The 23,096-nt window shown below is 64.1% G+C and carries 21 protein-coding genes and 1 tRNA gene; 11 read left to right on the top strand and 11 right to left on the bottom strand.

From position 1 onward, the window contains the following. Positions 1 to 24: 24 nt before the first annotated feature. Positions 25 to 1,419 carry a sensor histidine kinase RegB gene (gene regB, locus ACFMBG_RS00870; protein WP_421052848.1) on the bottom strand — a complete coding sequence of 465 codons (1,395 nt, stop codon included), beginning with the start codon at positions 1,417 to 1,419 and terminating at the stop codon, positions 25 to 27. Positions 1,420 to 1,535: 116 nt separating this feature from the next. On the opposite strand from regB, the gene ACFMBG_RS00875 reads away from it, so the two are divergent. Both ACFMBG_RS00875 and ACFMBG_RS00880 read left to right on the top strand, forming a co-directional pair. Next, entirely contained in the window at positions 1,536 to 2,156 is a 621-nt protein-coding gene (locus ACFMBG_RS00875) for an SCO family protein (protein ID WP_421052849.1), read from the top strand. A 78-nt stretch (positions 2,157 to 2,234) separates the two neighbouring features. Further along, the gene (locus tag ACFMBG_RS00880; protein ID WP_027235894.1) at positions 2,235 to 2,789 is read left to right on the top strand and encodes an ActR/PrrA/RegA family redox response regulator transcription factor; all 555 of its coding nucleotides are present in this window, start codon (positions 2,235 to 2,237) and stop codon (positions 2,787 to 2,789) included. Between the two features lie 3 nt (positions 2,790 to 2,792). Here ACFMBG_RS00880 and ACFMBG_RS00885 read toward each other — a convergent pair whose 3' ends face one another. Continuing rightward, entirely contained in the window at positions 2,793 to 3,389 is a 597-nt protein-coding gene (locus ACFMBG_RS00885; RefSeq protein WP_421052850.1) for an HD domain-containing protein, read from the bottom strand. 234 nt (positions 3,390 to 3,623) lie between these two features. Here ACFMBG_RS00885 and ACFMBG_RS00890 point away from each other — a divergent pair, with 234 nt between their 5' ends. Together ACFMBG_RS00890 and ahcY are read left to right on the top strand one after the other, a co-directional pair. Continuing rightward, positions 3,624 to 3,938: a hypothetical protein gene (locus tag ACFMBG_RS00890; protein WP_421052851.1), complete on the top strand. Its 315-nt coding sequence runs from the start codon at positions 3,624 to 3,626 to the stop codon at positions 3,936 to 3,938. 151 nt (positions 3,939 to 4,089) lie between these two features. Further along, entirely contained in the window at positions 4,090 to 5,478 is a 1,389-nt protein-coding gene (gene ahcY / locus ACFMBG_RS00895; RefSeq protein ID WP_421052852.1) for an adenosylhomocysteinase, read from the top strand. A gap of 68 nt (positions 5,479 to 5,546) precedes the next feature. Here ahcY and ACFMBG_RS00900 read toward each other — a convergent pair whose 3' ends face one another. The 6 genes from ACFMBG_RS00900 to tsaD all read right to left on the bottom strand — a co-directional run bounded on the left by ACFMBG_RS00900 (position 5,547) and on the right by tsaD (position 9,697). After that, positions 5,547 to 6,194, bottom strand: a complete 648-nt coding sequence (locus ACFMBG_RS00900; RefSeq protein WP_421052853.1) for a DUF899 family protein — start codon at positions 6,192 to 6,194, stop codon at positions 5,547 to 5,549. Between the two features lie 308 nt (positions 6,195 to 6,502). Next, positions 6,503 to 6,898, bottom strand: a complete 396-nt coding sequence (locus tag ACFMBG_RS00905; protein ID WP_421052854.1) for a DUF1761 domain-containing protein — start codon at positions 6,896 to 6,898, stop codon at positions 6,503 to 6,505. A gap of 46 nt (positions 6,899 to 6,944) precedes the next feature. Further along, on the bottom strand, positions 6,945 to 7,367 hold the full coding sequence (locus ACFMBG_RS00910; RefSeq protein WP_421052855.1) for an EVE domain-containing protein: 423 nt from the start codon (positions 7,365 to 7,367) through the stop codon (positions 6,945 to 6,947). Further along, positions 7,367 to 7,639 (bottom strand): YciI family protein, encoded by a 273-nt coding sequence (locus ACFMBG_RS00915; protein ID WP_019295350.1) that lies wholly within the window; start codon positions 7,637 to 7,639, stop codon positions 7,367 to 7,369. The genes ACFMBG_RS00910 and ACFMBG_RS00915 overlap by 1 nt, the downstream gene beginning before the upstream one ends. A gap of 1 nt (position 7,640) precedes the next feature. Next, on the bottom strand, positions 7,641 to 8,603 hold the full coding sequence (locus ACFMBG_RS00920) for an NAD(P)H-dependent glycerol-3-phosphate dehydrogenase (RefSeq protein WP_421052856.1): 963 nt from the start codon (positions 8,601 to 8,603) through the stop codon (positions 7,641 to 7,643). Next, positions 8,600 to 9,697, bottom strand: a complete 1,098-nt coding sequence (gene tsaD, locus ACFMBG_RS00925) for a tRNA (adenosine(37)-N6)-threonylcarbamoyltransferase complex transferase subunit TsaD (RefSeq protein WP_421052857.1) — start codon at positions 9,695 to 9,697, stop codon at positions 8,600 to 8,602. Before tsaD ends, ACFMBG_RS00920 begins: the two co-directional genes overlap by 4 nt. Positions 9,698 to 9,786: 89 nt before the next feature. Here tsaD and ACFMBG_RS00930 point away from each other — a divergent pair, with 89 nt between their 5' ends. Genes ACFMBG_RS00930 through ACFMBG_RS00940 form a run of 3 tightly spaced genes read left to right on the top strand, consistent with a single transcriptional unit; the run spans position 9,787 to position 13,378 of the window. Then, entirely contained in the window at positions 9,787 to 10,497 is a 711-nt protein-coding gene (locus ACFMBG_RS00930; protein WP_421053073.1) for a uroporphyrinogen-III synthase, read from the top strand. A gap of 51 nt (positions 10,498 to 10,548) precedes the next feature. Continuing rightward, on the top strand, positions 10,549 to 11,892 hold the full coding sequence (locus ACFMBG_RS00935) for a COG4223 family protein (protein WP_421052858.1): 1,344 nt from the start codon (positions 10,549 to 10,551) through the stop codon (positions 11,890 to 11,892). 10 nt (positions 11,893 to 11,902) lie between these two features. Further along, positions 11,903 to 13,378 carry a heme biosynthesis protein HemY gene (locus tag ACFMBG_RS00940; RefSeq protein ID WP_421052859.1) on the top strand — a complete coding sequence of 492 codons (1,476 nt, stop codon included), beginning with the start codon at positions 11,903 to 11,905 and terminating at the stop codon, positions 13,376 to 13,378. Between the two features lie 131 nt (positions 13,379 to 13,509). Here ACFMBG_RS00940 and ACFMBG_RS00945 read toward each other — a convergent pair. Continuing rightward, positions 13,510 to 13,596 (bottom strand) — tRNA-Leu (locus tag ACFMBG_RS00945). Positions 13,597 to 13,694: 98 nt separating this feature from the next. Next, positions 13,695 to 13,925, bottom strand: a complete 231-nt coding sequence (locus tag ACFMBG_RS00950) for a globin (RefSeq protein ID WP_421053074.1) — start codon at positions 13,923 to 13,925, stop codon at positions 13,695 to 13,697. Between the two features lie 408 nt (positions 13,926 to 14,333). Here ACFMBG_RS00950 and ACFMBG_RS00955 point away from each other — a divergent pair, with 408 nt between their 5' ends. Continuing rightward, the gene (locus tag ACFMBG_RS00955) at positions 14,334 to 15,323 is read left to right on the top strand and encodes a complex I NDUFA9 subunit family protein (RefSeq protein WP_421052860.1); all 990 of its coding nucleotides are present in this window, start codon (positions 14,334 to 14,336) and stop codon (positions 15,321 to 15,323) included. Between the two features lie 61 nt (positions 15,324 to 15,384). Here the strand turns inward: ACFMBG_RS00955 and ACFMBG_RS00960 are convergent, their stop codons facing one another. Beyond that, positions 15,385 to 16,191: an undecaprenyl-diphosphate phosphatase gene (locus ACFMBG_RS00960; RefSeq protein ID WP_421052861.1), complete on the bottom strand. Its 807-nt coding sequence runs from the start codon at positions 16,189 to 16,191 to the stop codon at positions 15,385 to 15,387. Positions 16,192 to 16,432: 241 nt separating this feature from the next. On the opposite strand from ACFMBG_RS00960, the gene ACFMBG_RS00965 reads away from it, so the two are divergent. The 3 genes from ACFMBG_RS00965 to gltB all read left to right on the top strand — a co-directional run bounded on the left by ACFMBG_RS00965 (position 16,433) and on the right by gltB (position 22,944). Then, entirely contained in the window at positions 16,433 to 17,872 is a 1,440-nt protein-coding gene (locus tag ACFMBG_RS00965) for an NAD(P)-dependent oxidoreductase (RefSeq protein ID WP_421052862.1), read from the top strand. Between the two features lie 108 nt (positions 17,873 to 17,980). Further along, on the top strand, positions 17,981 to 18,415 hold the full coding sequence (locus ACFMBG_RS00970) for a GFA family protein (RefSeq protein ID WP_421052863.1): 435 nt from the start codon (positions 17,981 to 17,983) through the stop codon (positions 18,413 to 18,415). After that, positions 18,412 to 22,944, top strand: a complete 4,533-nt coding sequence (gene gltB, locus ACFMBG_RS00975) for a glutamate synthase large subunit (protein ID WP_421052864.1) — start codon at positions 18,412 to 18,414, stop codon at positions 22,942 to 22,944. Before ACFMBG_RS00970 ends, gltB begins: the two co-directional genes overlap by 4 nt. Positions 22,945 to 23,096 lie beyond the last annotated feature (152 nt).

Genomic DNA, 23,096 nt, shown 5'->3' on the forward strand with positions numbered 1-23,096 from the left:
AATTGGTTGCCCAAAAGTGAATAGTTAAATTTCTAAAGGTATATTTTTCCCGATGACAGGGCCGCCGTCCTCCATCGCGTCGATTTTTTCGCGTGGCCAGGCCACCTCGACAATGGCGCCGCGCCGTTCGCTGTAGGGGCTGAGGGTCTGGAACGGGTCCGACCCATTGGCGAATCTCAGCTGGGCGCCGGTGCGCTGCAGCAGGGTCTTGGCAATGAACAGGCCCAGCCCCATGCCCTCATACTCCGGCCGTTGCTTCAATTCGCTCTCGCCGCGGCGGCGGCGCACGAAGGGGTCGCCGATCCGGCCCAGCAGCTGCGGCGGGAAGCCCTGCCCGTCATCGCAGATCCGCAGGATGATCCGGTCGTCGTTCCAGGCGGCATCAATCCAGACGGTAGACTGGGCAAAATCGACGGCGTTCTGCACCAGGTTGCGCAGCCCGTGGATGATTTCAGGCTTGCGCAGCACGGTCGGTTGCTGGAAATCGCCGCCTTCCAGCGGTTCCTCATGATAGATGACCGTCTTGCCCCGGTTCATATGCGGCTCCGCGGCCTCGGTCACCAGGGTTGAGAACGGGGCCTGTCGCAGATGCAGGTCGTCCTTGCCGGCCCGGCCCATGCTGCGCAGAATGTCGCGGCAGCGGTCGGCCTGTTCACGGATCAGTGCGGCGTCCTCGCGCAGGTCGGGGCGGTCGTCCAGTTCCTCGATCAGCTCGGCACTGGCAAGCTTGATGGTGGCCAGGGGTGTGCCCAGCTCATGCGCGGCAGCGGCCACCACGCCGCCCAGGTCGGTCAGCTTCTGCTCGCGCGAGAGCGCCAGCTGGGTGGCGCTCAGCGCGTCGGACATCGAACGCATCTCGTTGCTGACGCGGAAGGAATAGGCGCCGATGAACAGGATGGCGATGACGATGGCGATCCAGTTGCCGAAGATGAACACGTCGGGGATGCGCAGGATAAAGCCCAGTTCGGTGCGCAGCGGCAGATGAAACTCCGCCATCAGGGTGACCAGGATGATGGCGGTGGCACCGATGATCAGGGTGGAGCGCAGCCCCATCACCGCGGCAGAAATCGTCACCGGCCCCAGCACCAGCAGCGCAAAGGGGTTGTTCAGCCCGCCGGTCAGATACAGCAGGAAGGACAGCTGCAGCAGGTCGAACAGCACCATCAGGAAGTTCTCGAACTCGGTCAGGCGCTTGTTTTCCGGGAAGGCGAAGATGGCGATCAGGTTGCCCGCCGCCGAAATGCCGATCGCCAGGTAGCACAGGCCCAGCTCCAGCTGCAGGTTGAAACGGTACTGCGCCACCGCAATGGCGGTGATCTGCCCGGCAATCGCCACCCAGCGCAGCAGGATCAGGGTCCGCAGCCGGATCCAGTGGCTGTGTTCATGGCTGCCCGCCAGCCTGAAGATGCGATCGCTCATTTGGTCCGCTGCTCCCGCAGATGTGACGCCGTGCGCCAGTTGCATCGGCTGTATTTCTTGATAGGTCTGGCGCCGCAAACGATCAACAACCCTTCCCTGACGAAAAGTGTGATCTCATGACCCGCGTTTATGCTCTTCTTGCTGCCGCTTTTGTTGCTGCCCTGGTGGGCAGCGCCTGGTTCCTGACGCGCGGGGGCAGCGGGGGCGACAAATTCGCACAGTGCCGCAGCAGCCAGATCGCCGGCGGGGCGGACACCATCGGCGGGGCATTTGAACTGGTCAACGCCAAGGGCGAAACCGTTACCGACAAGGACGTGATCACCGAGCCGTCGATCGTCTATTTCGGCTATACCTTCTGCCCCGATGTCTGCCCGATGGATTCGGCCCGCAACGCCGATGCCGTCGACGTTCTGGCCGAGCGCGGCATCAGCGTGACGCCGGTGTTCATTTCCATCGACCCGGACCGCGATACCCCTGAAGCGGTTGGCGATTTTGCCGCAAACCTGCATGAGAAGATGATCGGGCTGACCGGCTCTCTGGAGCAGGTGAAGGCCGCCAGCAAGGCCTACAAGACCTATTTCAAGAAGAACGAAGGCGATGAGGACTACTACCTGGTCGACCATTCCACCTTCTCCTACCTGGTGCTGCCTGAGGAAGGTTTCGTGGAATTCTTCCGGCGTGATGAAACCGCAGAGCAGATGGCCGACAAGGCCGCTTGTTTCATCGAAAAAATCTGAAGCAGGATAGCTGTTTGACCTTTCCCCTTGCCCGGACATATTCTTGCGTGAACTGAAATACTTCGCGGAGGACCGGGCATGGCCGAAACTGCTCTGCAGGACATTGGACCCGATAAATCGCTGCTGCTGGTCGATGACGACGAGCCGTTCCTGCGGCGTCTGGCCAAGGCAATGGAGAAACGCGGCTTCGAGGTGGAAACCGCAGGCTCCGTCGCCGCCGGCAGCGCCATCGCAACCGCCCGCCCGCCGGCCTATGCAGTGGTCGATCTGCGGCTGGAAGACGGCAATGGCCTGGATGTGGTCGAGGTGCTGCGCGAAAAACGCCCCGACAGCCGGGTGGTGGTGCTGACCGGCTATGGCGCCATTGCCACGGCGGTGGCCGCGGTCAAGATCGGTGCGACGGACTACCTTTCCAAGCCGGCCGATGCCACCGACATCATGAATGCGCTCCTGGCCACCGAGGATGAGCTGCCGCCGCCGCCGGACAACCCGATGAGCGCCGACCGGGTGCGCTGGGAGCATATCCAGCGGATCTACGAGCTGTGCGACCGCAACGTGTCGGAGACTGCCCGGCGGCTGAACATGCACCGCCGCACGCTGCAGCGGATTCTGGCCAAGCGCAGCCCGCGCTGAGCCTTACAGCTGCTCCATCAATTCCGCATGGCGGTGCAAAAACGCCATGCGGGTTTCCACCGGCGGCCGCAGCACGATGTGCAGGCCGTCCACAGTCTCCGGTTTCGGGCGGCCAAAGAACCGGCTGGCCTCCTGCTCAGAAAACCCTGCGATCTGCACCGCCTCCATCCAGGCGCTGACCCTGTCGGCGCGTTTGATCTGCGCCTTCACAGTCTTGGGCAGGGCTGCGGGCAGCCCGAACCGCAGATGAATGGCGGCCGTCAGCCGCTGGTCCAGATCGCCGTAACCCGGACCCACCGCGGCTTTGACCGGTGAGATCATGTCGCCGATCACATATTCCGGCGCATCGTGCAGCAGCGCTGCCAGCCGCCATTTGACCGGCGCCTTGGGGTTCATGCGGGCAAAGATGTCTTCGACCAGCAGTGAATGCTCCGCCACCGAATAGGCAAAATCCCCCCGCGTCTGACCGTTCCAGCGTGCCACAAAGGCCAGCCCGTGGGCGATGTCCTCGATTTCGATGTCCACCGGGGTCGGATCCAGCAGATCCAGGCGGCGGCCGGAGAGCATGCGCTGCCAGGCGCGGACGGGTTTGGCGGGCATGGAAGGTGTCCTGTCGCTGAATTCGCCCCTTTGACTACCTGTTGAGTGGCAATCGGGCAATGCTTTGAACTTGCTGATGTTCACGGTCCGGACACGGGCGAAAACCGGGTATTTACGGGCTGTGAATTTGAAACCGGCCCATTCAGACCCAATATTATAAGGGTATAAGGGGCACCGCCCCCTCACGCGGCAAACCCCTTTCGTGACGTGACACAGAATGGAAAGGAGTTTGTCATGTTCAAACGTCTGCTTGGTGTTTCTCTGCTTTTCGGCATGGCCGCGACTGCGCCGCCTGCCCTGGCTGCCAGCTGCGGCGACCGCGAGGCGATGACCGAGAAGCTGGCAAGCGGGTATTCCGAACGGCTGACCGCCGGCGGATTGCAGAAAGGCCGCACCGAGGCCACTGTGATCGAGGTCTGGGCGTCGGATGAAACCGGAACCTTCACTGTTCTGGTCACACATGCAAACGGGATCAGCTGCGTTGTCGCAACCGGGTCCTCGTTCTTCCATCTCCCGGAAAAAGCGCCGGATACGGGCACGCCAAGCTGAATTGGACAGCTTGACAGGCTACCCCCTACAGCCTGACCGACCACAAAATGCCAGAGCCTTTGGCTCCGGTTGCGGGTATCTTCGTTGAATATCAACAATTGCAGTGTTAGGCCCTGCAGCAAGTGTACACGTAACCGGAATGGAGCAGACTATGGCCGGGGATTATATCGTCAAAGACATCGCACTGGCCGGCTTTGGCCGCAAGGAGCTGGACATCGCCGAAACCGAAATGCCGGGGCTGATGGCCCTGCGCGAGGAATACGGCGAAAGCAAACCGCTGAAGGGCGCGCGCATTGTCGGCTCGCTGCACATGACCATCCAGACCGCGGTTCTGATCGAAACGCTGGTGGCGCTGGGCGCCGAGGTGCGCTGGGCGTCCTGCAACATCTTCTCGACCCAGGACCATGCCGCTGCAGCAATTGCCGAAGCCGGGATCCCGGTCTTTGCGATCAAGGGCCAGACGCTGGAAGAGCATTGGGACTACCTGGATAAATCCTTCCTGTTCGAAGAAGGCCCGAACCTGATTCTCGACGATGGCGGCGATGCCACCCTGTATGTGCTGCTGGGCGCGCGTGCCGAAGCGGGCGAGGACATCATCCCGGTGCCGCAGTCCGAGGAAGAGGCCGTCATCAAGGCCCAGATCATGAAGCGCATGGAGGCCTCCCCGGGCTGGTTCACCAAGACCCGCGAAGCGATCCTGGGCGTGTCCGAGGAAACCACCACCGGCGTCCACCGCCTGTACGATTTGCAGAAGAACGGCCAGCTGCCGTTCCCGGCGATCAACGTCAACGACTCGGTCACCAAGTCGAAGTTCGACAACAAGTACGGCTGCAAGGAATCGCTGGTCGACGGCATCCGCCGCGCCACCGACACCATGATGGCCGGCAAGGTTGCCGTGGTCTGCGGTTATGGCGATGTGGGCAAAGGTTCCGCTGCTTCCCTGCGCGGCGCTGGCGCCCGTGTGAAAGTCACCGAGGCCGACCCGATCTGCGCCCTGCAGGCCGCAATGGACGGTTTCGAAGTGGTGCTGCTGGAGGATGTCGTGTCTTCCGCCGATATCTTCATTACCACCACCGGCAACAAGGACGTGATCCGCATCGAGCACATGCGCGAGATGAAGGACATGGCGATTGTCGGCAACATCGGCCACTTCGACAACGAAATCCAGGTCGCCAGCCTGCGCAACCACAAGTGGACCAACATCAAGGAACAGGTGGACATGATCGAGATGCCCTCGGGCAACCGTATCATCCTGCTGTCCGAAGGCCGCCTGCTGAACCTCGGCAATGCCACCGGTCATCCGTCCTTTGTGATGTCGGCCTCCTTCACCAACCAGGTGCTGGCCCAGATCGAGCTGTGGACCCGCGGCGGCAACTACGAGAACCAGGTCTACATCCTGCCCAAGCATCTGGACGAGAAGGTTGCCCGCCTGCACCTCGGCCGTATCGGCGTCAAGCTGACCCAGCTCAGCGCCGAGCAGGCCGCCTATATCGGCGTCAAGCCGGAGGGCCCGTTCAAGCCGGAGCACTACCGCTACTAAGCTGGTAAGGTTCGAAAATCAGCGCCGCTGGAGTGATCCGGCGGCGCTTTTCTTTGCGGGCCAGCCAGTCAGCCCTGGCCCGGCATGTGGTCGCCTCGGCCTTCGGGCGTCAGGTCGAACAGGTTCCACATTGGCCACAACGCATCGATATGGCGCGGTTGCCAGGGGCTTGGCTCAAAGAACATCTCAGACCCCCAGAAATGCCGGATGCCATCCGCCGTCTTTCTGAAGACATGCAGCATCGGCAACTGCGCGCCTCTGTCGTTTTCAGCCAGATAGTCCCGCTGGTAACTGGTGCCCCCGGCAGAATAGAGCTGCAGTTCCTGCCAGCCTTTGGCAGCTTGAAGCGCGGCCAGCCGTTCTGGCGAGGATTGCGCGACAACGGCAAAGCCCATGCGCGCCTGCACATGGGAGACCTGGCCGCGCATGCCATCCAGAAAGGCGGAGCACATCGGACAGGCTGCTTTGGCGTCCGGTTCGTACATCAGCGAGTAGATGGCAAGGGTGCCGTGTCCGTTGAACAGCTCCTGCATGGAGACTGAAGAGCCGCTGGTGCTGCGAAACCCGTAATTCTCTGCAACCACCCCGCCTGCAGGCAGGGCCCGGCGCAGGGCGGCAACTTCTTCGGTCTGAGCCCGCAGCGCCAGTTCGGCTTGCAGCAGGTTATTGCGGGCCGCACGGTACGCGGGGTTTTCGTTGGGGAGGCTGACAGGCATAGCGAGCCTTTCCTGATTGGCGTGGGATTAACTTAACCATTTTGTTAAATACCGGGATCGTTTGTCAAGAGCGCCGATCCGCCGGCTGCCTGCCCACCCCAAAAGGGTTGGCGGTTCCCATTTTACTCGCATTTTCCGGGTTATTGTTTTGCGGAATCGTGAGGGCAGCCGTTATACAGGAGTCACCGGCCAGGACGGCCAGGAACCAGATTTTCATACGCGTGTGGTGGATTGGAGCACGCGGGGTGGAAGGGAAGGTCCTGTTTGTCCGCAGGTCCTTCCCTTTTTCATTTCAGACCCGTGTCAGCTCAAAACAGGGTCAGCACCAGACCGGCCGCCGCGCAGGCCAGCGTCGCATAGCCGCCATCGATCAGCGTCAGCTTCACCGGCCGCATTCCATACATGTTGTTCAGCGCAATCCAGGGGCTGATGAAGAACAGGCCGATGCCGGCGCCGCCGATCAGCCCGGCGCCCAGGGATTCGATCCCGGACAGGCTGAACACATGGCGCATCATGCCCGCCACGATCAGCTGCAGGACAAAGGCCATCGCAAAGATCATCGGGCTTTGGCCGCCTTTCGGCTTGCCGGTCTCGTCGCATTCAACACCGGAGGCCTCGACCCAGGGCTTGGCCAGGGCGCCGTAATAAGCTGCCCCCAGCACAAACGCTGCCGCTGCTGCCGCAATCACACTCAGAAATTCCATGATGCTTCCCTCAATGGTTTCAGCCACTTGAGAGCAGAGTGGCAGATCAGCTTGGATCTGTCTCCCCCAGCGCGCAGACGGCGGCCCATTCCGCATCGCTCACCGGCTGCACCGACAGGCGGGAGTTTTTCACCAGCACCATCTCTTCCAGCCGCGGATCGGCTTTGATCTGATCCAGGCTCACCGGCTTGGCAAAGGCGCGCACCGCCTTGATGTCGACGCACTCCCAGCGGTCGTCCTCGGTGGTGCTGTCGGGATGCGCCTCGGCGCAGACCTCGACGATGCCGACCACGGATTTTTCCTTCTGCGAGTGATAGAAGAAGCCGCGGTCGCCAATGCTCATTTCGCGCATGAAATTGCGCGCCTGGTAATTGCGCACGCCGTCCCACTCCTCGCCCGCGTCACCCTTGGAGACCTGGTCATCCCAGCTCCAGGTGGAGGGTTCGGATTTGAACAGCCAGTAGCGCATCAGCCGATGACTTTCTTCCAGGTGATCAGTTCGACAGCTTCAAAGAGGCCGGCCTTGTTGTAAGGATCGTTGGCCGCCCATGCCTCGCCGGCTGCCATGTCTTCGACGTCCAGAATAACCAGAGAGCCGGCCATATTGCCATCCTGATCCAGCAGCGGGCCCGCCTGCGCCACGGCGCCAGTGTCGTTGATATAGGCCAGATGGGCGTCGCGGTTGTCCAGACGGGTCTGCAAATGGCCGGGTTTGTCGCGGGCGATCAATGCGATGAGCATTTTATTCCTCTTTTAACGGTCTTTTAAGTAAAAGAGCCGCCGCCTCGGCAATGGTCAAGCGCTGATCGAGCAAATTGGTTACCGTCTGCGTGATCGGCATATCCAGCTGCATCTTCCGGGCTTGTTCCGCCACCGCATGCGCCGTTGCGGCGCCCTCGACCGTGATACTGGAATCAAAGGCTTCGCCGCGCCCGATCGACAGGCCCAGCCGGTAGTTGCGGGACAGGTCGGAGGTGCAGGTCAGCGCCAGATCGCCAAACCCCGACAGCCCCGCCATCGTCTCGGCCTTGGCGCCGCAGGCAAGCGCCATACGCTGCATCTCGGCATAGCCGCGGGTCATCAGCGCGGCGCGGGCGCTGTCGCCCAGCCCGGCGCCAATCACCGCACCGCAGGCAATCGCCATCACGTTCTTCAGCGCCCCGCCCAGCTCGGCGCCGATGGTGTCGGTGGTGCGGTAGAGGCGCAGGTTGGCGGTGGTCAGCTGCTGCTGCAGCGCCTTGCCCAGCTCCGCGTCGCCGCAGGCCAGCGTCAGCGCGGTCGGCAGGCCGCGGGCAATATCCGCCGCAAAGCTCGGGCCCGTCAGCAGCGCCGCCGGGGCGCCTGGGAGGACCTCCTGCATGACCGCGACCGGGCCAAGCCCGGTGTGCAGCTCAATACCCTTGCAGCAGGCGACCAGGGTTTTCCCGGCCAGATGCGCCTGGTGGTCCAGCAGGGCGCTGCGCAGCTTCTGCATGGGCACCGCCAGCAGCAGGACCTCAGAGCGGCAGGCCTGCGCAATATCAGCAGTGGCGGTGAGGGGTTCAGGCAGATCGACACCGGGCAGGCGGGCCTCGTTGCGGCGGCTGTCCTGCATCGCTTTGGCCTGCTCCGCATTACGCGCCCACAGTGTCACCGGCCCGTTGCCGGCCAGAGAAATCGCCAGGGCAGTGCCAAAGGCGCCGGATCCCAGAACCGAAACGCTCATGCCTTGGCTCCCTTGCGGCCCGATCCGATCAGCGCCGGGCTGCTTTGGTCCAGCGGCCAGCGGGGACGGGCGGTCAGGTCCAGACCATCGCGTGCACCCGCTTTGAAGCGCTCCAGCCCGGCATAGGCAATCATCGCGGCATTGTCGGTGCACAGGCGCAGCGGCGGTGCGGTAAAGGCGGCGCCGGCCTCGGCGCAAACAGTCTCTAATGCGGCACGAATGGCGGTATTTGCCGCGACGCCGCCGGCGACGGCGACGGTTGGCGCCGCGGGCTGTTCCTCCAGGTACAGGCGGATGGCGCGGCGAGTCTTTTCTGCCAGGGTATCCACGACGGCGGCCTGGAACCCGGCACACAGATCGGCCCGGTCCTGGCGGGTCAGGCCGCCTTTCTCCGCTGCGATTTGATCACGCATCCGCATCAGCGCGGTCTTCAGCCCGGAAAACGACAGGTTGCAGTCCGGCCGGTCCAGCAGGGGCCGCGGAAAGCGGAACCGCTTGGGATCGCCGTTTTCGGCCTCTGCCTGCACCGAGGGGCCGCCGGGCTGCGGCAGTCCCAGCAGGCGCGCGGTCTTGTCAAAGGCCTCGCCGGGGGCGTCGTCGATGGTGCCGCCCAGACGGGTGAAATCTTCCGTCCCGCGCACCAGCAGGTACTGGCAATGGCCGCCGGAGACCAGCAGCATCAGGTAGGGATAGGCAATCCCGTCGGTCAGCCGCGGGGTCAGCGCATGGCCTGCCAGATGGTTCACCCCAATCAGCGGCAGGCCTGTCGCGGCGGCGATCCCCTTGGCGCACATGACGCCCGACATCACCCCGCCGATCAGCCCCGGGCCGGCAGTCACGGCGACGGCATCCATGTCTTGCAGGGTCAGGTCGGCCTCTGCCAGCGCATCGCGCACGCAGATGTCAAGCTTCTCGGCATGGGCGCGCGCCGCGATCTCCGGCACCACGCCGCCAAAGGCGCTGTGCAGCTCGGTCTGGCCGAAGACGACCGAGGAGAGAACCTCGGGCTGCGCGCCCTCTGCCTGCCGCACCACCGCGGCGGCGGTGTCGTCACAGCTGCTTTCCAGCCCCAGAATGGTCAGGGTCTTTGTCATGGCCTTACCGTTGCATCGAATTGCCGCCGGGGCTACCACCTATGAGGCCTGCAAACAATCCCGGGAGCCCCGCGATGGTGCCTTTGCTGATGACACGCCCGCTGGCGGCGGCAGAGCGGTTCGTGGCCGGCCTGCCCGAAGCGGCGCGTGCCGGGTTGCGGGTGATCTATGCGCCGCTGATGGAAATCCGGCCTGCGCAGGCTCCGGTAGATCTGGACCATGTGAAAGCGGTAATCTTCACTTCCGCCAACGGGGTCGAGGCCGCTTCACGTGAAACCGCCGCGCGCCTCCCCGCCTATTGCGTGGGGGAACGCACCGCCCAAGCCGCGGCTGAGGCGGGCTGGCAGGCGTCCTGCCTGGGCCATTGCGCCGACGAACTGGTCGCGGCGCTGCTCAGCCAGCGTCCGGAGGCGCCGCTGCTGCATCTGCGCGGCGGCCATGCACGGGGTGAGATTGCAGAGCGGCTCACCAGCGGAGGTATCCCCTGCCAGGAGCAAATCCTGTATGATCAGGTGCTTCTGCCGCTGACCGATGAGGCCAAGATGGCGCTTGCTGCGCAAACTGATGTGATCGTGCCGCTTTTCTCTCCCAGAACTGCGCGTCATTTTGCCAATCTGTGCGGGGATGCCTCGCATTTGCATCTGATTGCCCTCAGCCCGGCGGTGGCAGAGCCGCTGAAAGGCTTGAATTGCAAGACGTTGCGGGTCAGTAAGACGCCGGACGCTGCGGCATTGGCAGCTGCTGTCCTTGATGCCGCAGCGCAGCTGTCGCCGCTTGAGGGGAACAGGCACGCAGAGTAGTGTCCAGCGTGTTCGCAGGAATGTATTTTAGGAATCGAGGGGGAGGCCGGCGTGGCTGACAAGAAAACTCCGGAAGACGTGACCGAGCCTGGCCCCGGTGAAATCAACCCGGCTGACGAAACCACGGAAGCGTCTGAGCAGGATGTGACCGCGGGTCGTACAGCGGATCGTACAGAAGAGGCGGTTGACACGCCGGCGGACGAAGATTCCCTGCTTTCCGAGACCGAGACCGAGACCGAGACCGAGACCGAGACCGAGACCGAGACCGAGACCGAGACCGAGACCGAGACCGAAATTGTGTCGCCCTTCGAACGGGAAACCTCGCAAGAAGACACTCCGGCTGAGCCTGCGGAACCTGCCACCACGGCTGAGGCGCCGCCGCGCGAAATCGAGCGGGTGGTGGAAAAACGCGGCGGCTTCGGCGCTGCCCTGCTGGGTGGTGTGGTGGCTGCCGGGATCGGCTTTGTGGCCGGACAGAGCGGCTGGCTCAACTCTGTACTGCCGCAATCGCTGAAAGGCAGCAGCGCGGATCTGACGGCGCTGGAAACCAGCCAGGCGGAGATGCAGGCGGCGCTTGCCGCGCTGAAGCAGCAGGTTGAGGACAACCGCGCCCCGGACCTTGCACCGCTCTCCGAACGCACCGACGCTCTGGCCGCAGACATCGAAACACTGAAACAGGCGCAGAACACCCAGGCCCCGGATGAGGCGCTGCGCGCGGACCTGGAGGCCCTAGCCGGCCGGGTGTCTGCCTTGGAAACCCGCCCGCTGGAAGGCGCCTCGCCCGAGGCGGTTGCGGCCTTCGAGGCGGAGCTGGGCAAGCTGCAGGAAAGCCTCGCGGCGCAGCGGGCTGAGATTGATCAGAAGCTGGCCGAGGCACAGGAAATGGAGACGGCCAGCGCCGAAGCCGCCCGCATCGCCAGCGCCCAGACCCAGCTGGCGCAGCTGCGGTCCGCCCTGGACAGCGGCAACAGCTATGCCTCCAACGTTGAGCAGCTTGAGCTGCTGGGTGTTGAGGTCCCGGCAGACCTCTCCGGGCCGGCGGAAACCGGCGTCGCCACGCTGACAGCTTTGCGCGACGGCTTTGCCCCGGCCGCCCGCGAGGCGTTGTCAGCTGCGCGGGAAGAAACAAAAGGCAGCGGCAGCCTGCTGGATTATGTGAACCGCCACCTTGGAGCCCGGTCCGTTGCGCCGCGCGACGGTGATGACCCGGATGCCATCCTGTCCCGGGCCGAGGCCGCCGTGGCCGCAGGCCGCATCGAGGAGGCGCTGGCCGAACTCTCCGCGCTGCCGGAAACTGCCCGCGCTGCCCTGACCGGCTGGGAAGCGGCGGCAAACGCGCGGGTGGCAGCGGTGAACGCTGCCGCTGATCTGGCCCAAAGCCTGCAAGCCAAATAAGGAAGCCGCCATGCTCTGGTCGTTGTTGAAGATCCTCGTATTTGTCGCGATTGTCGCGCTTCTGGCATTTGGCGCGGGCCTGTTGATGGAAACTGCAGGCGGGGTGCAGATCACCGTCGCCGGCACCGAATACACCCTCAGCGCGCTGCAATCGGTGATCGCGCTGGGCGTGCTTGTGGTTGCGGTCTGGCTGTTTCTCAAGCTGCTGTCGCTGCTGGTGGCCACCCTGCGCTTCCTGAACGGGGATGAAACCGCCCTGTCGCGCTATTGGGACAAGGGGCGCGAGCGCAAGGGCTACCGGGCGCTGTCGGAGGGCCTGATGGCGCTGGCCTCGGGCGAGGGGCGGCTGGCCCTGGCCAAGGCGGCGCGGGCGGAGAAATACCTGCAGAACCCCGAGCTGACCGACCTGCTGGTGGCGCAGGCCGCGGAAATGAGCGGCGACACCCACAAGGCCGCGGATGCCTACAAACGGCTGCTGTCGAACCAGCAGACCCGGTTTGTCGGCGTGCGCGGGATCATGAAGCAGAAGCTGTCCCAGGGCGACACCGACACCGCCCGCCAGCTGGCCGAGAAGGCGCTGGCGCTGCGTCCCAAGCATGAGGAGGTGCAGGACACTCTGTTGCGGCTGCAGGCCCAGGCCGAGGATTGGGCCGGTGCCCGCAAGACGCTGTCGACCAAGCTCAAGACCGGCACCCTGCCGCGCGATGTCTACAAACGCCGCGATGCGGTTCTGGCGCTGTCGGCCTCCAAGGGTGTCATCGACGAAAACGCCACGATCGAGCAGCGCGAGCAGGCGATCGAGGCGAACCGCCTGTCGCCCGACCTGGTGCCCGCAGCGGCGATGGCAGCCCGCGCTTATCTTGCCAAGGGCAAGAAGCGCCCGGCGGTCCGGCTGCTGAAAAAGACCTGGCAGAGCCAGCCGCACCCTGACCTGGCCCATGCCTTTGCCGAGGTCGAGCCGGACGAAAGCGCCGCCGAGCGCGTCGCGCGTTTCGACCAGCTGGCCCGGCTCAACCCGCATGACGATGAAACCCGCCTGGTAATGGCGGAGCTGAACATCGTTGCCGAGGACTTCCCCGAAGCCCGCCGCTGGCTGAGCGACCTGACGGAGCGGGCCCCGGATGCGCGGGCGCTGACGCTGATGGCGGCGATCGAGCGTGGCGAAGGCGCGGATGACAAGGTGGTGCAGGGCTGGCTGGCCAAGGCGCTGACGGCTCCGCGCGGGCCGCAGTGGGTCTGCACCAACTGCAACCATATCCATGCGGAATGGGAACCGGTCTGCGAGCATTGCACCAGCTTTGACACCCTGTCCTGGAAGCGTCCGGAAACGCCGGAAGTGGCCAGCCATGCTGCGGCCCACATGCTGCCGCTGATCACCGGCATGCTGGAAGACAAGAAAGCCGCAGCAGCAGAAGAGGCTGACTTCGAGGAAACCGGGCAGGATCCGGAACCGGAGCAGCAGGATGCGGTCAAAGAGCCGAACTGACATCCGGTGAAAGTTATGAACGGCGGGGGCCTCCCTGCCGTTCAGCACGCTTTGTGAAAAAGGCGAGGCTGCCTTTCGGACAGAATTCCGGGACAGGAAGGTGCCCGTTATCAGTGTCTATACAGGGGGAATGGTGCCCAGGAGAGGACTCGAACCTCCACGTCCATACGGACACTAGCACCTGAAGCTAGCGCGTCTACCAATTCCGCCACCTGGGCAGGTGTCGTAAGGAGGGCGTATAAGATGGTTCGCGGGGGCCGTCAAATGGAAAACGGCAGGACGGCTGGCAACGCTCTGGGGTGCTGCCTGGAGCCGGCTACCGCTGTACTGTAAAACTCATCTTGCCCGCGACATATGTCAGAAACCTGGTCCAGGCTTGATCCGCCTCCGCGCTCCAGTCCGGCCCGAGCGTGTCGGACAGGGCGCCGGTGAAACTGGCGATGAACCCCTTGAAATGGGCATCCGACACCTCCCGCTGGCGGTGCTTTTCGCCCTGCTTCTCCAGGATTTCGTCCAGCCGCGCGGAATCGTCCAGCGCTTCGGCAATATGGTCAGGGCGGCCAGAAGCTTCTCCTCCTGCTGGGCCATGTCCTTGGAAAACAGGGGCCGGACGTCAGGGCAGGCGGCAAAGAACTTGGCGTAGAAGGCGGCCGCAAAGGCATCCAGATCCATCCGCTCGCTTTCGAAACTTTGCCGGACCAGGGACTTTTCTTGCGCGCTGACCATTTGAACTGACCTCTTGAACAATTGCCGAAACCGGAGTTTCGGATACACCAATCTGCCTTAACCGGATTGGGTTGAAGGCGGAGTTAACCAAATAAGGCGATTCCGCGGAAGCTGTTAACACGGCTTGCGTATTCAGCCGTCAATGTGGCCGTAATCCCACGTTTTGCGCCTTGTTTGACGCCCCTTGCGGCGCTAAGGCATAGGGGCAGCTAAGTTCAGGAGCCAAAAGATGTCCAAACTGGTCACGATCTATGGCGGATCCGGTTTCGTGGGCCGCTACATTGCGCGGCGCATGGCCAAGGAAGGCTGGCGGGTGCGGGTGGCGGTGCGCCGTCCCAATGAAGCCATGCATGTGAAACCCTATGGTGTTCCGGGCCAGGTGGAGCCGGTATTCTGCAACATCCGCGATGACATGTCCGTGGCCGCGGTGATGCAGGGTGCGGATGCGGTGGTGAACTGCGTGGGCGTCCTGAACGAGCTGGGCAAGAACACGTTTGGCGCCGTTCACGCCGAAGGCGCGGGCCGCATCGCCCGCATCGCGTCGCAGGAGGGCGTTGCCAGCCTGGTGCATATCTCGGCGATTGGCGCTGATGCGGATGCCGCCAGCGAATACTCCCGCACCAAGGCCGCGGGCGAAGCCGCCGTGCTGCAGCATTTCCCGGGTGCCGTGATCCTGCGCCCCTCGGTGATCTTCGGGGCCGAGGACGGGTTCTTCAACCGCTTTGCCGGCATGACCCGCCTGTCGCCGGCGCTGGCGATTGCCAGCGGCGCCACCCGGTTCCAGCCGGTGTTTGTCGACGATGTGGCCAAGGCCGCCGTCAAGGGCGCAACCGGCGCGGCAGAGGGCGGCATCTATGAGCTGGGCGGCCCCGAGGCCAAGACATTCCGGGAACTGATGGAGCAGATGCTGGGGGTGATCCACCGCCGCCGCCTGATCCTGTCGCTGCCGCGCCCGGCTGCCTGGCTGGTGGCCTTTGGCTTTGACATGCTGCAGGCGGCCAGCTTCCAGCTGATCGAAAACAAGATGCTGACCCGCGACCAGCTGCGCAGCCTGAAATCGGACAACGTGGTGTCCGAGGGCGCCAAGGGCTTTGCCGATCTGGGTATCAGCCCGGTCAGCCTGGAGGCGGTTCTGCCGGACTACCTGTGGAAGTTCCGCCCCTCCGGCCAGTACGACGAGATGACCAACTCGGCCCGCAATCTGCGCAACGGCACCTGATTGTTGCTGCGGGCCAAGGATTTGAAAACGCGGGGATGTCCCCGCGTTTTTCGTTTCCGGCTCAGCTGCTGTAGGCGATGGCGAGCAGGATGCTCCCCAGGATCACCCGGTAGATCACGTAAGGCGTGAAGCTGACAGAGCGCAGCAGCCGCATCATCAGGCTGAGTGCGGCCAGCGCCGACAGCAGGGCAAGCACTGCGGCGATCCCCGCATCGCGTATCAGGGCGGTGTTTGCTTCCAGCGCCACCTCGGTGCCCAGGAGCACGCCCGAAGCGATGATGGTGGGGATCGACATCAGCATGGCGATGCGGGCGCCGTCCTCGCGGGTGTAGCCCAGATGGCGCGCACCGGTGATGGTGATGCCGGAGCGTGAGGTGCCCGGGATCAGCGCCAGCATCTGCCACAGCCCCATGATCAGCGCATCGCGCAGGCCCCAGTCGCCGGCCTGTTTCACCTCGGCGCCTTTCTGGTCGGCCCAGTACAGCACCAGCCCGAAGCCGAGCATGGTCCAGCCGATCACCGCCATCGACCGCAGCGCGTCGCTGAGGCCGGTGAAATGCAGCACTGCGCCGAACAGAACCGTGGGGATGGTGGCGATGATCAGCCCCATGGCGAGCTGGGATCCCGGCGTGTCCGTGCGGCCGGTGAGAGCGCGGGGCAGGCCGATGAGGCCCTCACGCACGTCGCTCCAGAAATAGATCATGACTGCGGCCAGGGTGCCCACGTGCACGGCGACGTCGATCACCTGTCCCTGATCATTCAGCCCGGTCAGCCCGGGCAGCAGAATCAGGTGGCCGGAGGAGGAGATGGGCAGGAATTCGGTAATGCCCTGGATCAGCGCAACCAGGATCAGCTGGAAAAGCGGCATGCTGAAAACGTCCTTTGCTGGCCGCGATCGGGCCGTAAACTGTCGTGACTCTGTATAAATCCCGCCTCCGGATTGGGAAGCGCATATTAAGGTCCGGTACGGACCTAAAATTTCTGTACATTTCCGACGAACACGGTATCAGAAGTTAAGAGCTGGCAAAATAGGTCAGCAAAGTTGACATAAAGCGTGCCAGTACCTGTAAAGGTGCCCTCGCAGCCAGACAAACGATGGAGTCCAGCCCGTGGCCAAGCAACCGATGCTGAAATTTGTGCAGATCGAACGCGACATGCCGGAAAAGCGTGCCGCCAGTGTACGCAAGGAAGACTTCAATGAGATTTACGCGGAGTACGCTGCGGCCAAGGCCGAGGAACAGGCCAGCCGTTGCAGCCAGTGCGGTGTGCCGTACTGCCAGAGCCACTGCCCGCTGCACAACAACATCCCCGACTGGCTGCGCCTGACCGCCACCGGCCGCCTGGAAGAGGCCTATGCCACCTCGCAGGCCACCAACACCTTCCCGGAGATCTGCGGCCGCATCTGCCCGCAGGACCGCCTGTGCGAAGGCAACTGCGTGATCGAGCAGTCGGGCCACGGCACCGTGACCATCGGCTCGGTCGAGAAATACATCACTGACACCGCCTGGGAAAAAGGCTGGGTGAAACCCGCGGCACCGCTGGCAGAGCGCAGCGAGAGCGTTGGCATCATCGGCGCCGGCCCCGGCGGCCTGGCGGCGGCGGACATGCTGCGCAAGGCCGGTATCCAGGTCACCGTTTACGACCGTTATGACCGCGCGGGCGGGCTGCTGATGTACGGCATCCCCAGCTTCAAGCTGGAAAAGGACGTGGTTGAGCGCCGCAACAAGCTGCTGGCCGACGGCGGTGTGACGTTCAAGCTGAACTGCAACGTGGGCGAGGACATCTCGTTCGAGGACATCCGCGCCAAACATGATGCAGTGATCATTGCCACCGGCGTCTATAAATCGCGCGATCTGGCGATGCCGGGCAGCGGTTCGGAAGGGATCGTCAAGGCGATCGACTTCCTGTGCGCCTCGAACAAGAAGAGCTTTGGCGATGCGGTTGAAGAGTTCGACAACGGCGACCTGAATGCCGAGGGCAAGAAGGTCGTCGTGATCGGCGGCGGTGATACTGCGATGGACTGCGTGCGGACCTCGATCCGCCAGGGGGCGACCTCGGTCAAATGCCTTTACCGCCGCGACCGCGCCAACATGCCGGGTTCGCAGCGTGAAACCCAGAACGCCGAGGAAGAAGGCGTGATCTTTGAATGGCTGTCGGCACCCAAGGGCTTCACCGATGACGGTGGCAAAGTTGCGGGAGTGATGGTGCAGAAGATGCGCCTGGGCCAGCCGGATGCTTCGGGCCGCCAGGCGCCGGAAGTGATCGAAGGCGCGGACTACGTCGAGGAGGCGGACTTGGTGATCAAGGCGCTGGGCTTTGAGCCGGAAGAGCTGCCCGCCCTGTGGAACCAGCCGGAGCTGCCGGTGACCCGCTGGGGCACCATCAAGGCCGCGTTCCAGACCGGCGCCACCGAGCTGGACGGCGTCTATGCGGTGGGCGACATCGTGCGCGGCGCGTCGCTGGTGGTTTGGGCGATCAAGGACGGCCGCGACTGCGCCGAAGCGATCATCGAGAAGTTCAACAGCAAGGCCGCGGTGGCCGCGGAATAACCCGGCACCCCCTGTACACCGCCTGTGCACCCCCTGTGCACCGGCGGGCATCAGCAGAGCAGCGCCAAGGTCAGCCTTGCTGACCCAGCCAGCAAAAGGACAATGGACATGAGCGAATTGCAGGGACAGTGCATGTGCGGCGCCGTGAGCGTCACCGCGACGCCGGTTCAGGCGTCCGTGACTGCCTGCCATTGCGACATGTGCCAGCGCTGGGCCAGCGGCCCCTACCTGAGCTTTCAGGCCGCCACTGGCTATGCCGCATTGGGTCCGGTTCAGACCTATCGGTCCTCGGACTGGGCGGAGCGGGCCTTCTGCAGCCAGTGCGGCTCGGCGCTGTGGTACCGGATGACCGCAGGAGAACATAAGGGCCAGACGCAAATGTCGGCTGGCCTGTTTGAAAACGCAGGCGGCAATGAACTGCGCCTGGAACTTTACATCGACAAGAAGCCAGCGGGCTACGCCTTCAGCAGCAGCTGCCGGAAACTGACCGGCGATGATGTGATCGAGATGTTTGCCCCCGCCGTAGAAGGAAACAGCCAATGACCAAATATGATGCCGATTGGGTGCGCGCCGAGGAAGCCAAGCGCAAGTGGATGGCTGAAAACGGTCTCTATTCCGAGGAGGAAGAGCATTCGTCCTGCGGTGTGGGGCTGGTGGTCTCAGTTGACGGCAAGAAGAGCCGCAAGGTGGTTGAGGCCGGCATCGACGCGCTGAAGGCGATCTGGCACCGCGGCGCGGTGGATGCCGACGGCAAGACCGGCGATGGCGCGGGCATCCATGTGCAGATCCCGGTGCCGTTCTTCTATGACCAGATCCGCCGCACCGGCCACGAGCCGCGCCAGGATGAGCTGATGGCGGTCGGCCAGGTGTTCCTGCCGCGCACCGATTTCGGCGCCCAGGAGCGCTGCCGGACCATCGTGGAAACCGAAGTGCTGCGAATGGGCTATTCCATCTATGGCTGGCGCCATGTGCCGGTGGATGTGTCCTGCCTGGGGGAAAAGGCCAATGCCACCCGCCCGGAGATCGAGCAGATCCTGATCTCCAACTCCAAGGGCGTGGATGAGGAAACCTTTGAGCGCGAGCTCTATGTGATCCGCCGCCGGATCGAGAAGGCGGCCAATGCGGCGGGGATCTCGGGCCTGTATATCGCGTCGCTGTCCTGCCGCTCGATCATCTACAAGGGCATGATGCTGGCGGAGCAGGTGGCGGTGTTCTACCCGGACCTGATGGATGAGCGGTTCGAGAGCGCATTCGCGATCTATCACCAGCGCTATTCCACCAACACCTTCCCGCAGTGGTGGCTGGCGCAGCCGTTCCGGATGCTGGCCCATAACGGCGAGATCAACACGCTGAAGGGCAACCTGAACTGGATGAAGAGCCATGAGATCCGCATGGCGTCTGCGACTTTTGGCGACTATGCCGAGGACATCAAGCCGATCGTGCCGGGCGGCGCCTCCGACTCCGCGGCACTGGACGGGGTGTTCGAGGTTCTGGTGCGCGCCGGCCGTTCGGCGCCGATGGCGAAAACCATGCTGGTGCCGGAAAGCTGGTCCAAGCAGGCGGTGGAGCTGCCGCAGGCCTGGCGCGACATGTATTCCTACTGCAACTCGGTGATGGAGCCCTGGGACGGCCCTGCCGCGCTGGCGATGACCGACGGCCGCTGGGTCTGCGCGGGCCTGGACCGCAACGGCCTGCGACCGATGCGCTATGTGGTGACCGGCGACGGGCTGGTGATCGCGGGCTCCGAGGCCGGCATGGTGCCGGTCGATGAGGCCACCGTGGTCGAGAAGGGCGCGCTGGGCCCGGGCCAGATGCTGGCCGTCGACATGGAAAAGGGCAAGCTGTTCCACGACACCGAGATCAAGGACAAGCTGGCCCGCGCGCTGCCGTTCGGCGACTGGGTCAAGCGGATCAACGATCTGGATGCCACCCTGGCCAGCGTCAGCGAGCAGCCGCTGTTCAGCGGCGAGGAGCTGCGCCGCCGTCAGGTTGCGGCCGGCTATTCGATCGAGGAGCTGGAGCAGATCCTGGCGCCGATGGCCGAGGACGCCAAGGAATCGCTGGCCTCGATGGGCGATGACACGCCCTCGGCGGTGCTGTCCAAGATGTACCGCCCGCTGAGCCACTTCTTCCGCCAGAACTTCAGCCAGGTGACCAACCCGCCGATCGACTCGCTTCGCGAATACCGGGTGATGTCGCTGAAGACCCGCTTCGGCAACCTCAAGAACGTGCTGGACGAGGACAGCTCCCAGACCGAGATCATCGTGCTGGAAAGCCCCTTTGTCGGCAACGCCCAGTGGGACAAGCTGGTGGAGCAGTTCAACGCGCCGCTGGCCGAGATCGACTGTACCTTTGCACCGGGCCGCGGTTCCCTGAGCGCGGCGCTGGAGCGGATCCGGGCCGAGGCCGAAGAGGCGGTGCGCTCGGGCGCGGGCCATATCGTGCTGACCGACCAGTATTCGGACGCCAGCAAGGTGGCGATGCCGATGATCCTGGCGACCTCTGCCGTGCACTCGCATCTGACCCGCAAGGGGCTGCGCACCTTCTGCTCGCTGAACGTGCGCTCTGCCGAATGTATTGACCCGCATTACTTCGCGGTGCTGATCGGCTGCGGCGCCACCGTGGTGAACGCCTATCTGGCCGAGGATTCGCTGGCCGACCGCATCGAGCGCGGCCTGCTGGACGGCACCCTGACCGAAAACGTCGCCCGCTACCGCGAGGCCATCGACCAGGGTCTGCTGAAGATCATGGCCAAGATGGGGATCTCGGTGGTGTCTTCCTACCGCGGCGGCCTGAACTTTGAGGCTGTGGGTCTGTCCCGTGCCATGTGCGCCGAGTATTTCCCGGGCATGACCTCGCGCATCTCCGGCATCGGTGTGACCGGCATCCAGACCAAGCTGGAGGAAATCCACGCCAAGGCCTGGAAAGCGCCCGAGGGCGTGCTGCCGATCGGCGGTTTCTACAAGGCGCGCAAGTCGGGCGAGACACACGCCTGGGAAGCGACCTCGATGCATATGATGCAGATGGCGTGCAACCGCGCCTCTTACGAGCTGTGGAAGCAGTATTCGGCGAAGATGCAGAGCAATCCGCCGATCCACCTGCGCGATCTGCTGCAGATCAAGCCGCTGGGCAAGCCGGTCCCGCTGGAGGAAGTGGAGAGCATCACCGCGATCCGCAAGCGGTTCGTGACCCCGGGCATGTCCCTGGGCGCGCTGAGCCCCGAGGCGCACAAGACCCTGAACGTGGCGATGAACCGCATCGGCGCCAAGTCCGACTCCGGCGAGGGCGGCGAGGATCCGGCACACTTCGTGCCGGAGCCGAACGGCGACAACCCGTCCGCCAAGATCAAGCAGGTGGCGTCGGGCCGCTTTGGCGTGACCGCGGAATACCTGAACCAGTGCGAAGAGCTGGAAATCAAGGTGGCCCAGGGCGCCAAGCCGGGTGAGGGCGGCCAGCTGCCGGGCATGAAGGTCACCGACCTGATCGCCCGCCTGCGCCACTCCACCAAGGGCGTGACCCTGATCTCGCCGCCGCCGCACCACGACATCTACTCGATCGAGGACCTGGCGCAGCTGATCTACGACCTCAAGCAAATCAACCCGCGCTGCAAGGTGACGGTGAAGCTGGTGGCGTCTTCGGGCGTTGGCACCATTGCGGCCGGCGTGGCCAAGGCAAAGGCCGACATCATCCTGATCTCGGGCCACAACGGCGGCACCGGGGCGTCTCCGGCGACCTCGATCAAATACGCGGGCCTGCCGTGGGAGATGGGCCTGACGGAAGCGCATCAGGTGCTGGCGATGAACAACCTGCGCGAGCGGGTGACGCTGCGCACCGACGGCGGTCTGCGGACCGGCCGGGATATCGTGATGGCAGCGATGCTGGGCGCCGAGGAATACGGCATCGGCACCGCGGCGCTGATCGCGATGGGCTGCATCATGGTGCGCCAGTGCCAGTCCAACACCTGCCCGGTGGGGGTCTGCACCCAGGACGAATCCTTGCGCGCCAAGTTCACCGGCAACGCCGACAAGGTGGTGAACCTGATCACCTTCTACGCCCAGGAAGTGCGGGAGATCCTCGCCTCCATCGGTGCCCGTTCGCTGGATGAGGTGATCGGCCGGGCCGACCTGCTGGCGCAGGTGTCCCGCGGCTCCGCGCATCTGGACGACCTGGACCTGAACCCGCTGCTGATCACCGTCGATGGCTCCGCCAGCATCGTCTACAACCGTGACAAGGAGCGCAACGCGGTGCCGGACACCTTGGATGCGGAGATCGTGCGCGACGCCGCCCGCTTCCTGCAGGACGGTGAGAAGATGCAGCTGTCCTATGCGATCCAGAACACCCACCGCACCGTGGGCACCCGCACCTCCAGCCACATCGTGCGCAACTTCGGCATGCGGAACTCGTTCCAGCCGGATCACCTGACGGTGAAGCTGCAGGGCTCTGCCGGCCAGGCGCTGGGCGCCTTTGCGGCCCCGGGGCTGAAGCTGGAAGTGTCGGGCGACGCCAACGACTATGTCGGCAAGGGCCTGTCGGGCGGCACCATCGTGGTGCGCCCGCCGCAGGTGAGCCCGCTGGTGGCCTCGGAAAACACCATCATCGGCAACACCGTCCTGTACGGCGCGACCGACGGCTACCTGTTTGCTGCGGGGCGCGCGGGCGAGCGCTTTGCGGTCCGCAACTCCGGCGCCAAGGTGGTGATCGAGGGCTGCGGCTCCAACGGCTGTGAATACATGACCGGCGGCGTTGCGGTGATCCTCGGCTCGATCGGCGCCAACTTCGGCGCCGGCATGACCGGCGGCATGGCCTATCTCTATGACCCTGAGGGCAAGGCCGCGACCCTGATGAACATGGAATCGCTGGTCACCTGCCCGGTCACCGTGGCGCATTGGGAAGCAGAGCTGAAAAGCCTGATCGAACGCCACCAGCAGGAAACCGGCAGCCGCAAGGCCGCGGAGATCCTGCAGCATTGGGATATCGAGAAGGCCAGCTTCCTGCAGGTCTGCCCGAAGGAGATGCTCGACAAGCTGGCGCATCCGGTGATGCAGGAGCAGGCTGCGGTTCCGGCGGAATAAGCCGGGCCAGAGACTGAGATCAAACCCCGCAGGCGCAGGCTTGCGGGGTTTTTCTTGCCCGCGGGCCGCGTCCTGCCGGGCCCGGGTCTTCTTCTGGCTGAAAATATCCCGGGGTGAATTGAGCCGCAGGCTCAAGAGGGGCAGCGCCCCTT

It is taken from the genome of Leisingera coralii (assembly GCF_049056525.1).
GTDB classification, from domain to species: domain Bacteria; phylum Pseudomonadota; class Alphaproteobacteria; order Rhodobacterales; family Rhodobacteraceae; genus Leisingera; species Leisingera coralii.

What these genes read in the sequence shown, in the direction of transcription:
- regB (WP_421052848.1), bottom strand. Translation starts at nt 1,419, where the DNA reads ATGAGCGATCGCATCTTCAGGCTGGCGGGCAGCCATGAACACAGCCAC.
- ACFMBG_RS00875 (WP_421052849.1), top strand. Translation starts at nt 1,536, where the DNA reads ATGACCCGCGTTTATGCTCTTCTTGCTGCCGCTTTTGTTGCTGCCCTG.
- ACFMBG_RS00880 (WP_027235894.1), top strand. Translation starts at nt 2,235, where the DNA reads ATGGCCGAAACTGCTCTGCAGGACATTGGACCCGATAAATCGCTGCTG.
- ACFMBG_RS00885 (WP_421052850.1), bottom strand. Translation starts at nt 3,389, where the DNA reads ATGCCCGCCAAACCCGTCCGCGCCTGGCAGCGCATGCTCTCCGGCCGC.
- ACFMBG_RS00890 (WP_421052851.1), top strand. Translation starts at nt 3,624, where the DNA reads ATGTTCAAACGTCTGCTTGGTGTTTCTCTGCTTTTCGGCATGGCCGCG.
- ahcY (WP_421052852.1), top strand. Translation starts at nt 4,090, where the DNA reads ATGGCCGGGGATTATATCGTCAAAGACATCGCACTGGCCGGCTTTGGC.
- ACFMBG_RS00900 (WP_421052853.1), bottom strand. Translation starts at nt 6,194, where the DNA reads ATGCCTGTCAGCCTCCCCAACGAAAACCCCGCGTACCGTGCGGCCCGC.
- ACFMBG_RS00905 (WP_421052854.1), bottom strand. Translation starts at nt 6,898, where the DNA reads ATGGAATTTCTGAGTGTGATTGCGGCAGCAGCGGCAGCGTTTGTGCTG.
- ACFMBG_RS00910 (WP_421052855.1), bottom strand. Translation starts at nt 7,367, where the DNA reads ATGCGCTACTGGCTGTTCAAATCCGAACCCTCCACCTGGAGCTGGGAT.
- ACFMBG_RS00915 (WP_019295350.1), bottom strand. Translation starts at nt 7,639, where the DNA reads ATGCTCATCGCATTGATCGCCCGCGACAAACCCGGCCATTTGCAGACC.
- ACFMBG_RS00920 (WP_421052856.1), bottom strand. Translation starts at nt 8,603, where the DNA reads ATGAGCGTTTCGGTTCTGGGATCCGGCGCCTTTGGCACTGCCCTGGCG.
- tsaD (WP_421052857.1), bottom strand. Translation starts at nt 9,697, where the DNA reads ATGACAAAGACCCTGACCATTCTGGGGCTGGAAAGCAGCTGTGACGAC.
- ACFMBG_RS00930 (WP_421053073.1), top strand. Translation starts at nt 9,787, where the DNA reads ATGACACGCCCGCTGGCGGCGGCAGAGCGGTTCGTGGCCGGCCTGCCC.
- ACFMBG_RS00940 (WP_421052859.1), top strand. Translation starts at nt 11,903, where the DNA reads ATGCTCTGGTCGTTGTTGAAGATCCTCGTATTTGTCGCGATTGTCGCG.
- ACFMBG_RS00955 (WP_421052860.1), top strand. Translation starts at nt 14,334, where the DNA reads ATGTCCAAACTGGTCACGATCTATGGCGGATCCGGTTTCGTGGGCCGC.
- ACFMBG_RS00960 (WP_421052861.1), bottom strand. Translation starts at nt 16,191, where the DNA reads ATGCCGCTTTTCCAGCTGATCCTGGTTGCGCTGATCCAGGGCATTACC.
- ACFMBG_RS00970 (WP_421052863.1), top strand. Translation starts at nt 17,981, where the DNA reads ATGAGCGAATTGCAGGGACAGTGCATGTGCGGCGCCGTGAGCGTCACC.
- gltB (WP_421052864.1), top strand. Translation starts at nt 18,412, where the DNA reads ATGACCAAATATGATGCCGATTGGGTGCGCGCCGAGGAAGCCAAGCGC.